The sequence below is a fragment of the uncultured Bacteroides sp. genome, from assembly GCF_910586915.1.
Taxonomy (GTDB): Bacteria; Bacteroidota; Bacteroidia; order Bacteroidales; family Bacteroidaceae; genus Bacteroides.
The window spans coordinates 152389-164544 of record NZ_CAJULN010000001.1 but is presented as its reverse complement, the minus strand read 5'-3'; the positions used below and the strand labels follow the sequence as shown (position 1 = coordinate 164544).

At 50.7% G+C, this 12156-nt stretch carries 10 protein-coding genes; 4 read left to right on the top strand and 6 right to left on the bottom strand.

Annotation, left to right across the window (positions count from 1 at the left end; translation table 11 throughout):
• Positions 1-14: 14 nt before the first annotated feature.
• Positions 15-1442 carry an RNA-binding domain-containing protein gene (locus tag QZ331_RS00620; RefSeq protein WP_294627249.1) on the bottom strand — a complete coding sequence of 476 codons (1428 nt, stop codon included), beginning with the start codon at positions 1440-1442 and terminating at the stop codon, positions 15-17.
• A gap of 454 nt (positions 1443-1896) precedes the next feature.
• Between QZ331_RS00620 and QZ331_RS00615 the strand changes: the two genes are divergently transcribed.
• Genes QZ331_RS00615 through QZ331_RS00605 form a run of 3 tightly spaced genes read left to right on the top strand, consistent with a single transcriptional unit; the run spans position 1897 to position 5410 of the window.
• Positions 1897-2601: a succinate dehydrogenase/fumarate reductase cytochrome b subunit gene (locus QZ331_RS00615; RefSeq protein ID WP_294627054.1), complete on the top strand. Its 705-nt coding sequence runs from the start codon at positions 1897-1899 to the stop codon at positions 2599-2601.
• A gap of 37 nt (positions 2602-2638) precedes the next feature.
• Positions 2639-4618, top strand: a complete 1980-nt coding sequence (locus tag QZ331_RS00610; RefSeq protein ID WP_294627052.1) for a fumarate reductase/succinate dehydrogenase flavoprotein subunit — start codon at positions 2639-2641, stop codon at positions 4616-4618.
• 36 nt (positions 4619-4654) lie between these two features.
• Complete coding sequence (locus QZ331_RS00605) at positions 4655-5410, top strand: succinate dehydrogenase/fumarate reductase iron-sulfur subunit (protein WP_007747474.1); 756 nt, start codon at positions 4655-4657, stop codon at positions 5408-5410.
• A gap of 93 nt (positions 5411-5503) precedes the next feature.
• On the opposite strand, the gene QZ331_RS00600 is transcribed toward QZ331_RS00605, so the two are convergent.
• From QZ331_RS00600 to QZ331_RS00585, 4 genes are all read right to left on the bottom strand, one after another.
• Positions 5504-7279, bottom strand: a complete 1776-nt coding sequence (locus QZ331_RS00600) for an oxaloacetate decarboxylase (protein WP_294627248.1) — start codon at positions 7277-7279, stop codon at positions 5504-5506.
• Between the two features lie 556 nt (positions 7280-7835).
• Complete coding sequence (dprA, locus tag QZ331_RS00595) at positions 7836-8957, bottom strand: DNA-processing protein DprA (protein ID WP_294627044.1); 1122 nt, start codon at positions 8955-8957, stop codon at positions 7836-7838.
• Complete coding sequence (locus QZ331_RS00590) at positions 8954-9358, bottom strand: acyl-CoA thioesterase (RefSeq protein WP_294627042.1); 405 nt, start codon at positions 9356-9358, stop codon at positions 8954-8956. The genes dprA and QZ331_RS00590 overlap by 4 nt, the downstream gene beginning before the upstream one ends.
• 3 nt (positions 9359-9361) lie before the next feature.
• Complete coding sequence (locus tag QZ331_RS00585; RefSeq protein ID WP_294627041.1) at positions 9362-10651, bottom strand: peptidase U32 family protein; 1290 nt, start codon at positions 10649-10651, stop codon at positions 9362-9364.
• A gap of 123 nt (positions 10652-10774) precedes the next feature.
• Here QZ331_RS00585 and dusB point away from each other — a divergent pair, with 123 nt between their 5' ends.
• Positions 10775-11767 (top strand): tRNA dihydrouridine synthase DusB, encoded by a 993-nt coding sequence (dusB, locus tag QZ331_RS00580; protein ID WP_294627039.1) that lies wholly within the window; start codon positions 10775-10777, stop codon positions 11765-11767.
• Here dusB and QZ331_RS00575 read toward each other — a convergent pair.
• Positions 11754-12152: a hypothetical protein gene (locus QZ331_RS00575; RefSeq protein WP_294627037.1), complete on the bottom strand. Its 399-nt coding sequence runs from the start codon at positions 12150-12152 to the stop codon at positions 11754-11756. The two genes, dusB and QZ331_RS00575, sit on opposite strands and share 14 nt — an antisense overlap.
• Positions 12153-12156: the final 4 nt, after the last annotated feature.

Genomic DNA, 12156 nt, shown 5'->3' with positions numbered 1-12156 from the left:
GAAATGGCAGTGCATCAGGGTTCAGTGCCTATTTCCCAATGACCACCCTTCTTCGAACCGACGTAACGGACTCTATCGGAAAGTGCGGCAAGCTCACGCTCTATTGTTTTGGCTGAGACACCAATGACGGAGGCTATCTCCGACCTGGTTGTCTCCGGATTGCCGCTTATAATGGCTATGATTTGCTGCTGGCGCTCAGTCAAGTTTTTAGCGACATTTTTAGCGACATTTTTAGCGACATTTTTAGCGACATCACGCATCTGGAGGTCAAAAGTCACTTTAACGGAATTTATAGTGGCTTCGATGTGCATCGACCGTCCAGTGACTTCCTGCCACCGTTTGAGTTTGCGAAGACCATAACCGAGGTTTTCGGACAAGTGTGCGAGCCGAAACAATTTTGATATTACCGGATTGCGTGGCTGCGATTCAAAAGAGCTTTCCATTATTTCCAATGACATCGGCATCGCACCCGGATTGAGAAACTCAATACGGTCGTCAAAGACATGAATACAGCTTCGACGTGAACTGAAATGGTCGGCATGAGCCATTTGATTAACCATTGCTTCCCGAAGTATATCATATTCGGACAAATCCTCGACCGATTGCCCACGTTCATTGATTCCCACCATCGGAGTGTTGACAAGCGTACGAAGACGCCGTAAAATCACACGGCCGGCTTCCCAAAGATTCTGCTGTTCGGGGATGCGGTAGGTATAATTATTTGTCATCGCTTCAAGGCCTGTACCGGGAATCTCAACATAATCGGCACAGAAAGTCGGCACAAAGTTCAAGGTGTATGGACTCTTGCCGAACATTATCAAACCGCCATAGGTCAACTGCCCGAGATGATCGGTAACACCCACGCCTTTACAAAATTCTTCATCACTCACACTGTCGAGGTGCGAAACCAATCCCCAATGGCGCACTTCGCCCCGAAAATCGGTCAGTGCATCCCGGTTGAGCATATTAATGTTAGTATCGGGAATGGATTTTTGCGATTGTACACCAAATGACTGGTCGCGAATCATCGACATTATTTCCTGCTGTGTGGCTCTTTGGTCACCACTCCCCATACGTATAAAGGTGTTTTCAAGAGAACCAAAATAAACAGGCTTGATTTCCGATGAGGGCAAATAAAATGCAATGATATGCTTCCCGTCCAACTCATAGCGATGCAACGTTGCCAAAAGAGGTACATTAAACTTTTTGGAACGCAGCGTGCCGAAGAAATCTTGTTCAAGTTTCTCAATATTATCAACGCCAATTATTTCAAACGAACGCCCCGATTGCTTAACGCCAAGTACAATCCACCCACCGGAGCAATTCGAAAAAGCGCTGACGGTATCCCATATATTCTTCGGCAGTTCGGATTTCGCGGCCTTCACCTCAAAGTCGTCCCATTCTATGTCGCGTAGCCGTGCTACAAGTTCTTCTTTCGTCATTCTGAACACAAATGATGTTTTTATGCCTTAAAGTTACAACTATTTATTGAAAAGGCTACATTAAATCTTTGTTTTCGCACATTTCACGCATTTTCTCCGAAAAACAAAACTCCCCTCTCCTCCCTCCACCATCCCGCCCTTGCAACGGAATCCCATCCCACTTACTGACGAGAAAAATCCCCGTCGCAACAGCGACTTGTCCACACCCGGGTCTCACCGATACTGACACCCGGGTCTCAGACCCCACAACACCCGGGTGTCAGTAGTGCTGAGACCCGGGTGTCAGACAAACCGTTTATGCAGCGCGACAAAATCGGAAAGCCTGCCTATTAAAGAATTATTTCCTTAATTCCTTGCTCAATCAATCTATTTCTCCTAACTTTGCAAAGTAGTAAACGGTGAAAAACGACGAAATTTTAGTTCTAACAATTAAATAATTTAAATTCAATCATTTATGTGGTTAAGTAATTCATCTGTAGGAAGGAAAGTGGTGATGAGCGTTACCGGTATCGCCCTTATCCTGTTTCTGACATTTCACATGGCGATGAACTTGGTTGCAATCATCTCGGCCGATGGTTACAACATGATTTGTGAATTTCTGGGAGCAAACTGGTATGCGTTGGTAGCTACCGCCGGACTTGCCGCCCTTTTCATCATTCACATCATCTATGCCTTCTGGCTGACCATGCAGAATCGCAAAGCACGCGGCAGCGAACGCTATGCAGTGACTGACAAGCCTAAAAACGTAGAATGGGCTTCGCAGAATATGCTGGTGCTGGGTATCATCGTAATCGTAGGCCTCGGCTTGCACCTCTTCAACTTCTGGGCCAAAATGCAGTTGCCCGAACTGATGCACAACGCAGGTATGCACGCCGACACACTGACACTGGCTTATGCCGCCAACGGCGCTTATCACATCCAGCAGACTTTCTCCTGCCCGGTGTACGTAGTGCTCTACCTCGTGTGGCTGTTTGCACTGTGGTTTCACCTCACACACGGATTCTGGAGCTCCATGCAGTCATTGGGATGGAACAACAAAGTATGGATCAACCGTTGGAAATGCATCTCCAACCTCTACTCTACGGTTGTTGTGCTCGGCTTCGCACTGGTAGTAGTGGTATTCTTCGTGAAATCGCTCGTTTGCGGCGGTGCTTGCTAAATAGGATATTGTAAATGATTAAATTGTAAATAATATTATGATCAAGATAGATTCAAAGATTCCGGAAGGCCCGGTGGCTGAGAAATGGACCAACTATAAAGCGCATCAGAAATTGGTGAACCCCGCTAACAAGCGTCGTTTGGATATCATCGTCGTAGGTACGGGTCTGGCAGGTGCTTCTGCCGCCGCTTCACTCGGCGAAATGGGTTTCAGAGTATTCAATTTCTGCATTCAGGACTCTCCCCGTCGTGCACACTCCATCGCTGCACAGGGTGGTATCAATGCTGCCAAGAATTATCAGAATGACGGCGACTCAATCTACCGCCTGTTTTACGACACAGTGAAAGGTGGCGACTACCGTGCACGCGAAGCCAACGTATATCGTCTGGCAGAAGTGTCCAACGCCATCATCGACCAATGTGTGGCACAGGGCGTTCCCTTCGCACGCGAATACGGCGGCACGCTGGACAACCGTTCGTTCGGTGGCGCACAGGTGTCACGTACGTTCTACGCCAAAGGTCAGACAGGACAGCAGTTGCTCTTGGGCGCTTACTCCGCACTGAGCCGCCAGGTGAACGCAGGCACGGTGAAACTGTACACACGCTACGAAATGCAGGACGTAGTCCTCGTTGACGGACGCGCACGCGGTATCATCGCCAAAAACCTCGTGACAGGCAAACTGGAACGCTTCGCCGCTCACGCCGTAGTCATCGCTACCGGCGGTTACGGAAACGCTTACTTCCTCTCTACCAACGCTATGGGATGTAACTGTACGGCTGCCATCTCCTGCTACCGCAAGGGTGCCGTATTTGCCAACCCGGCTTACGTTCAGATTCATCCCACTTGTATCCCCGTACACGGCGACAAGCAGTCGAAACTGACGCTGATGTCCGAATCGCTCCGCAACGACGGACGCATCTGGGTGCCGAAGAAGAAGGAAGACGCCGTGAAACTTCAGAAAGGCGAAATCAAGGGAAGCGACATCCCCGAAGAAGACCGCGACTACTACCTGGAACGCCGCTATCCGGCCTTCGGTAACCTCGTTCCGCGCGACGTTGCCAGCCGTGCAGCCAAAGAACGTTGCGACGCCGGATTCGGTGTCAACAACACAGGACTGGCAGTATTCCTCGACTTCTCCGAAGCTATCAACCGCTTGGGCATCGACATCGTGCTCCAACGCTATGGCAACCTCTTCGATATGTACGAAGAAATCACCGACGTCAATCCGGGCGAACTGGCCAAAGAAATCAACGGCGTGAAATACTACAACCCGATGATGATTTACCCGGCCATCCACTACACAATGGGCGGTATCTGGGTAGACTACGAACTGCAAACCACTATCAAGGGTCTGTTTGCCATCGGCGAATGTAACTTCTCCGACCACGGTGCCAACCGCCTCGGTGCTTCCGCACTGATGCAGGGTCTTGCCGACGGTTACTTCGTATTGCCTTATACCATCCAAAACTACTTGGCAGACCAGATTACGGTTCCGCGTTTCTCTACCGACCTGCCCGAATTTGCCGAAGCGGAAAAAGCCGTTCAGGCAAAAATCGACAAGTTCATGAGCATCCAGGGTAAGGAATCTGTCGACTCCATCCACAAGAAATTAGGACATATCATGTGGGAATACGTCGGTATGGGACGTACGGCAGAGGGCTTGAAGAAAGGTCTTGCCGCACTGAAGGAAGTGCGCAAGGAGTTCGAGACCAACCTGTTCATCCCCGGTTCAAAGGAAGGCATGAACGTAGAGCTTGACAAGGCCATCCGCCTGTATGACTTCATCACGATGGGCGAACTGGTGGCTTACGACGCGTTGAACCGCAACGAAAGCTGCGGCGGCCACTTCCGCGAAGAATACCAGACGGAAGAAGGAGAAGCCAAACGTGACGACGAAAACTTCTTCTACGTAGCGTGCTGGGAGTACCAGGGCGACGATGAAAAGGCTCCTGTACTCTACAAAGAACCGCTGGTGTACGAAGCCATCAAGGTTCAAACACGTAACTACAAGAGCTAACCGGCGAAGTTAAACATTTAAAAGAATTAGAAGAAAATGGATAAAAATATATCATTTACACTGAAGGTATGGCGCCAGGCCGGTCCGAAGGCTAAAGGTGCTTTTGAAACCTACCAAATGAAAGATATCCCCGGTGATACTTCCTTCCTCGAAATGCTGGATATTCTGAACGAACAGCTCATCAGCGAAAGAAAAGAACCGGTAGTATTCGACCACGACTGCCGCGAAGGTATCTGCGGTATGTGCTCGCTCTACATCAACGGACATCCGCACGGCCCGGCAACAGGTGCTACTACATGCCAGATTTATATGCGCCGCTTCAACGACGGCGACACCATCACGGTAGAACCCTGGCGTTCGGCCGGTTTCCCCGTCATCAAGGACTTGATGGTAGACCGCACCGCTTACGACAAGATTATGCAGGCAGGCGGTTATGTAAGCGTACGCACAGGTGCTCCGCAGGACGCCAACGCCATCCTGATTGCGAAACCCATCGCCGACGAAGCGATGGACGCTGCTTCCTGCATCGGTTGCGGTGCTTGTGTGGCTGCGTGCAAGAACGGTTCGGCAATGCTGTTCGTTTCGGCCAAAGTAAGCCAGTTGAACCTCCTGCCGCAAGGCAAGCCGGAAGCACTGCGCCGCGCCAAAGCCATGTTGTCGAAGATGGACGAACTCGGATTCGGTAACTGTACCAACACACGCGCCTGCGAAGCCGAATGTCCGAAGAACATCTCTATCAGCAACATCGCACGCTTGAACCGCGACTTCATCAGAGCCAAGCTGAAAGATTAAACATAACGTCCGGACTCCGAACAAGCAAGAAAAATCCCTTGCTGGAACTATCTGTTCTAGCAAGGGATTTTCTTATATACAGGCAGTGGCCTTCTATGCAAAAATATCGCTCCGCTGGATATAGGCTATCACATCGCCTTTGCGCACCACGGCTCCCTGCTGGGCGCACACCTCTACCACCCGTCCGGTGAAGCCTACCCACACCTTTTCGTATTCTCCCCACGGAGTAGAGAGGTAGCAGAACACCTCATCGTGCTGGTACTTCCGGCCGATGAAAGGCGGTATCGACGGCCCGTCTACCGACACTTCCCAAAGCACCTGACCGCCGGAAGGCGCAATCACCGGGTCGGCTTTGGCACGTTTCAGCTTCTTGATTTCCTCCTCCGAGTAGCCGCTCTTCGCCATCGCCGCATCTTTGGCGCGCTGCAACTCGTCCTCAAACCGTTTCTTGGCAACTCCCGACTTGTAATCGCGGTACTGCCTGTCGTGCATCGCCAGTTCAAACAGTTCCTCGTCGTCCGCGCCATATTCCCAGCCGTTCTCGTCCATCTCCCGGCGGTATTCGTCGAGCGCATCGGGATAATTCGACTGCGGGTCGGTATCTACAAACTCATACCCCTTCGCCCTTGCCAGCTCCACAATCTCCGGCGCCAGCGCTCCGGGCAGGCGTCCGCTCTTGCCCAAAATCATATCCCACGTGTGGTTGTCTATCATCGTCCATCGTTCTTCGCCCTTCACCTTCTGCATAAGGTTCATCAGCGAAACATTCTTCACATACTGGCTGAAAGGCGTCACCAGCGGCGGGTATCCCAACTTAGGCCATACGTATTCCACCTCGTCGAAAAGCATCACCAAGAGGTCGTCGAGGCTCAGTTCCGGTTCGTTCTTGCTCTTCAGTATCATATTGATGCCTGCGTGCACTCCCTTGAGGTCGGCCATCATCGACCCCATCATTCCGCCGGGCAGACCGCATTTCAGCAGGAGCGACGACATATATTTATTGGTGGTGTCCATGAAGTAGCCCAGGAAGTCGTCGATGAACTCCTGCGTCATGGCACGTGCCTTCATATACGCCTTCATATTGATGTCGGGCACCTGGAATCCCAAATCCTTCAACATCGCCTGCACAGAGATGATGTCCGGATGCACCTTGCCCCATGACATCGGTTCCATCGCCACGTCAATGATGTCCGCACCATTCTCGCACACTTCGAGGATGGACGCCATCGACAGCCCCGGACCGCTATGCCCGTGATACTGAATCAGCACTTCGGGGTGTTTCTCCTTGATGCGCCGCACCAGTTGGCCCAACATCCCCGGACGTCCGATACCTGCCATATCCTTCAGGCAGATTTCGGGCGCTCCCGCCTCAACGAGCCGGTCGGCAATCTCCGCGTAATAATCGACCGTATGCACCGGAGAGTACGTGATGCAAAGCGTTGCCTGCGGAATCATGCCTGCTTCCAGCGCATACTTGATGGAAGGAATTATATTTCTCGTCTCATTCAACCCGCAAAAGATACGCGTAATGTCCACCCCCTGCGCCTTCTTGACCTTATACATCAACCGGCGCACATCCGCCGGCACGGGATACATCCGCAACCCGTTCAGTCCCCGGTCGAGCATATGCGTCTGAATGCCCGCCTCGTTGAAAGGCGCCGTAAAAGCCCGCACAGCCTTATTAGGGTTCTCTCCATACAGCAGATTTACCTGCTCAAACGCCCCTCCGTTGGTTTCCACTCTCGCAAAACAGCCCATTTCGACAATCAAAGGAGCAATGCGCACAAGTTGGTCTACCCGAGGCTGATACTTACCGGAAGATTGCCACATATCCCGATAAACAAGACTGAATTTAATTTCCTTTTTCATCATAGTCAATAATAAAAGAATTATTTTTTCGGTTAACTTCACATACACAAATATAGTGAATTGAATTAACATATAGTTAGAAAAACTCATTATTATAACAAGCAAAACATATGTTTTATATCATAACAGAAGTAAATTTTGCACTGTTCCCTTTCCTTTTATTATTTATTAAAGGTTGTGCTGCATTTTAGATTTAGTGCATCTGCAGAACCTGACACTTTTTATGCAACAATCATGGACAAGGAAGAGAATCCTCAATTAGTAAAACTCACTCCTTTTCACTCTGATAATTGATGGCCTTGACAGGGGGCAATTTCATGGAATGATTAATCCCGCCAATACCATTTTGACACATAATCGCAAAAAACCATGAAAGAAAGTAAAAGAAAAGCAAATATAGGATACTTCTTTTGGAGGAAATGCTATGAAACTCTATATTTGTGATGTGATTTTTTTCATAGTATTAGATTTAAGGTTAACAAAGGTTGGAGCAAGGCGTTGCTCCTTTTTTTATGCCTGCCCGCTTTTTGTACCCGCGTACCCACCTGTAAACATCCTACAATAGCTGATACATTCCTCCCGCCATCGTACGCACCACCCCTTTCATTTCCAATTCAAAAAGAATCGCATTCATTTTGTGCACGGGGATATTCGTTTCCACGACCAAAGTGTTGATTTGCAGACTGCCGCGTTTCTCCAAGATGGCGACTACCCTCTGTTCTTCCTCAGAGAGTTCGAGGAAAAGGCTGCGCTGCACATTTACTTTTGCCGAAGAAGAGGCAGGAGAATTCCACCCCATCGCATTCACCAGGTCGGCGGCGGAGAGAAGCAAAGCGGCTTTATTGTCGCGAATCAGCCGGTTGCAGCCCGCCGAACATTCATCGTCCGCACGCCCGGGGAAGGCAAAGCAATCGCGATGATAGCTTTCGGCAAGTTCGGCAGTAATCAGCGAGCCGCCTTTCTCTGCCGACTCAACGACTATGGTAGCATCGCACATACCGGCAACGATGCGGTTACGGCTGACAAAGTTATGCCGATCGGGAGCTGTACCGGACATGAACTCGGTGAGCAATCCGCCCTCTTCAAGCATATCAACAGCCGTTTTCCGATGGACAGAGGGATAGATGCGGTCTAAGCCGTGTGCCAAGACAGCCACCGTAGGAAGTTTATTGGCAAGCGCTTCGCGGTGTGCATGAATATCAATCCCGTAGGCAAGTCCGCTGACAACCAACACATCGGGGCAAAGCGCCTTCAACTCATGCAAGAAAGCGGCACAGATACGGGTACCATACTCCGTAGCATGGCGGGTACCTACTACATTGATAATACGGAAGGAGTTTAAATCGGCATTGCCTTTAAAGAAAAGTACGATGGGAGCATCTTCGCACTCCCGCATACGGGAAGGATAAGCCTCGTCGTGAAAAGTCAGACATGAAATCCGGTTCTTACGGACAAATTCGTATTCCTGTTCGGCACGGGCGATGGCTTGCGGACAGTCCAGTGCCTCCACTACCCGGCGGTTTACTCCGGGAATACGCTCCGGCAATTCCTTGCGCAAACGGAATACATCGACGGCACTGCCCATTCCGCTCACCAGATGCTTCGCCCCGATGTGCCCGACGCCGGGCACCAGCGTCAGGGCGATGCTGTAAATCTGTTCTTTTTCGGAGCTGTTCATGTGAGGTAGGGAGCAAAGACGTTGTCAAACAATTCGCTGTCACTCAACCGTCCGTTCACTACACATACCGTCTCAACAGTGGATTTCACTACTACTTTATTATCACTTTTGCGGAAGATATCCTGGTAGAATACGTACTTGATACCCTCTTTCTTCATATATAGCTTGGATACAAATTCGTCGCCACTCTTCAACGGAGTTTTGAAAGCCATACTGATACGCGCCACCACCGGGTCTACGCCCTGTGTGTGGAGCGCGGCAAAACTCACGCCTACCGAAGTCAGAAATTCGTGGCGGGTATGCTCCAGGTAATGCTGGTAATTGGCATTGTTGACGATACCTTGCAGGTCGCATTCATAGTCGCGCACCTTCATTTCCAATTCATAGATATAGTGTGCCATCGTTTATCCTCTTTTTTGTTCGATGTCCAGCCCTTTGAATTTCTTCAATTCTTCGGTGGATACCAGTTTATACAGTTTGTCGCTGGGGCGTATCTTATCCGATTTCATGGAGAAGTGTTCTCCTTTTCTGACGGTCTGCACGGGTTTAAGATCGACACGCGCCTCTTCCAATGTTGTAAACACTGCGCCGGTGGTAGGCCCTGTAATGAGCAACTTGTCGCCCACGCTGACTTCCGCCGCTTCGACCAGAAATTCGGAAACTCCGATGTTGGAGAAATATTTCACACCTTTGCCGACATATATTTTGCGTTCGGTTGCTGCCGAGCCGTAGTTGCGCGTCCATTCGCCAAGACGCTGACCGAGGTAGTAACCGTCCCAGAATCCACGGTTGAAGACAGTTTTCAGCCGTTCATCCCAACAGGCAATCTTCTCGTCGGTGAACGTATCTTCGAGGTAGGCTTTGATGGCTTCCTTATAGCATTCCACCACCGTACGCACATACTCGGGACCGCGGGCACGGCCTTCAATCTTGAACACGCGTACGCCAGCATCCATCATCTTGTTCATGAAATGGATGGTTTTCAAGTCTTTGGGCGACATGATATATTCGTTGTCGACATCCAGTTCCACCTCCGTCTCCTTGTCGCGGACAGTGTACGAACGGCGGCACACCTGCATACAGGCGCCCCGGTTGGCAGAATGGTTCATCTCGTGCAGGGAAAGGTAACATTTGCCCGAAACAGCCATGCAAAGCGCACCGTGACAGAACATCTCGATGCGTATCTGCTCGCCGCTCGGACCGCAGATGTGTTCTTCCTGTATTTGACGGTAAATCTCCGCCACCTGCTCCAAGTTCAGTTCGCGCGCCAGCACCACTACATCGGCAAACTGCGCATAGAATTTCAACGCTTCCGCATTGGAAATATTCAACTGGGTGGAAAGGTGCACCTCCTGCCCTATCCGGCGGGCATAGTCCATCACCGCTACATCGGCGGCAATCACAGCCGAAATTCCCGCTTCCTTCGCCGCATCGACAATGGTATGCATCAGCGGGATGTCCTTATCGTAGATAATGGTGTTGACCGTCAGATAGCTCTTCATCCCGTGCTCGTCGCACGTACGGGCTATCTCCCGCAAATCGTCAATCGTGAACGTGTTGGCAGAACGGGCACGCATATTCAGGTTCTCTATTCCGAAATAGATAGAATCGGCGCCTGCCTGAATCGCCGCAGCCAGAGACTCGCGCGAACCCACAGGGGCCATGATTTCAAAATCTTTCAAACTAAGACTCATAGAATCATACTTATTTGTATCAGTTAATCAAATGAATGCGTACAAAGGTAGGCTTTTTTCCGTATTTTTGCAGCGAAAAGATGAAGTTACTTCAATCATAACCGGTAAATATCAAAAACATATATGAAGATTGGTTCCATAGAATTGGGAGAACAACCCATCCTGCTCGCTCCGATGGAGGACGTGACCGACCCTGCTTTCCGCCTGATGTGCAAGAAGTTCGGCGCAGACATGGTATATACAGAGTTCGTATCGAGCGATGCGCTGATTCGCGCCGTCAGCAAGACGGCACAGAAGTTGAGCATCAGCGACGAGGAGCGCCCTGTCGCCATCCAGATATACGGCAAGGATACGGAGACGATGGTGGAAGCAGCCAAAATCGTGGAAGAGGCACGACCGGACATCCTCGACATCAACTTCGGCTGCCCCGTGAAGCGGGTGGCAGGCAAAGGAGCAGGAGCGGGAATGTTGCAGAACATCCCCAAGATGCTGGAAATCACGCGCGCCGTAGTCGATGCGGTGAACATCCCCGTCACCGTGAAAACCCGTCTGGGATGGGACGCAAACAGCAAAATCATCGTCGAACTGGCCGAACAGTTGCAGGACTGCGGTATCGCGGCTCTAACCATACATGGTCGTACCCGTGCGCAAATGTACACCGGCGAGGCAGATTGGACGCTGATAGGAGAAGTGAAAAACAATCCCCGTATGCATATCCCAATCATTGGCAACGGCGATGTGACCACTCCTCAACGCTGCAAGGAGTGCTTCGACCGTTATGGTGTGGATGCTGTGATGATTGGGCGTGCCAGCTTCGGACGCCCGTGGATATTTAAAGAAGTGAAACATTACCTGGAAACGGGGGAAGAGCTACCGCCGTTGAGTTTTGAATGGTGCATGGACGTGCTCCGCCAGGAAGTGACCGACAGCGTGAACCTGCTCGACGAACGCCGAGGTATCCTGCACGTACGCCGCCACTTGGCAGCCAGCCCTCTGTTCAAGGGAATCCCCAACTTCCGCAATACGCGCATTGCGATGCTGCGGGCAGAGACAAAGGAAGAGCTGTTTCGGATATTCGACGAGATATGTGCCGGACAATTACCTATTCATCCCTAAGCCCACTATCGTTGAGACAGGAATCGCGAACAACAGCCACACTGTCTCTGCTATCATGTACAACCGGCGGATCTATCCGCCATTCATATACATTGCCGGGAGAAACGGCGTCCGCATCTCCACCCGCTGCCTGATGATACCAATAGGCAGCGGTTCCGCTTGCCAGGCAAGTAAGTGAAGCGGCTATAATCCAGCCGCGAAACGACGGTACGCGTTGTTGTTTCTTTCCGATGGCGCGTATCATGCAACGGGTATGCGCCAGGTCTTCGCAACACACGCGGCAATGCATCAGATGGTACTGAAACTCCGTCTCCTCTTCCCTGCTCATCCGGTTCTGCACATACAGCCAGATATCGGAATGCTTGTATCGACACTTCTTTTCCATGCTT

Bases quoted from the DNA above. Each gene is read 5' to 3' on its own strand.
- QZ331_RS00590 (WP_294627042.1), bottom strand. From the start codon at position 9,358: ATGGCACACTATATCTATGAATTGGAAATGAAGGTGCGCGACTATGAA.
- QZ331_RS00610 (WP_294627052.1), top strand. From the start codon at position 2,639: ATGATCAAGATAGATTCAAAGATTCCGGAAGGCCCGGTGGCTGAGAAA.
- QZ331_RS00585 (WP_294627041.1), bottom strand. From the start codon at position 10,651: ATGAGTCTTAGTTTGAAAGATTTTGAAATCATGGCCCCTGTGGGTTCG.
- QZ331_RS00605 (WP_007747474.1), top strand. From the start codon at position 4,655: ATGGATAAAAATATATCATTTACACTGAAGGTATGGCGCCAGGCCGGT.
- QZ331_RS00615 (WP_294627054.1), top strand. From the start codon at position 1,897: ATGTGGTTAAGTAATTCATCTGTAGGAAGGAAAGTGGTGATGAGCGTT.
- QZ331_RS00600 (WP_294627248.1), bottom strand. From the start codon at position 7,279: ATGAAAAAGGAAATTAAATTCAGTCTTGTTTATCGGGATATGTGGCAA.
- dprA (WP_294627044.1), bottom strand. From the start codon at position 8,957: ATGAACAGCTCCGAAAAAGAACAGATTTACAGCATCGCCCTGACGCTG.
- QZ331_RS00620 (WP_294627249.1), bottom strand. From the start codon at position 1,442: ATGACGAAAGAAGAACTTGTAGCACGGCTACGCGACATAGAATGGGAC.
- dusB (WP_294627039.1), top strand. From the start codon at position 10,775: ATGAAGATTGGTTCCATAGAATTGGGAGAACAACCCATCCTGCTCGCT.
- QZ331_RS00575 (WP_294627037.1), bottom strand. From the start codon at position 12,152: ATGGAAAAGAAGTGTCGATACAAGCATTCCGATATCTGGCTGTATGTG.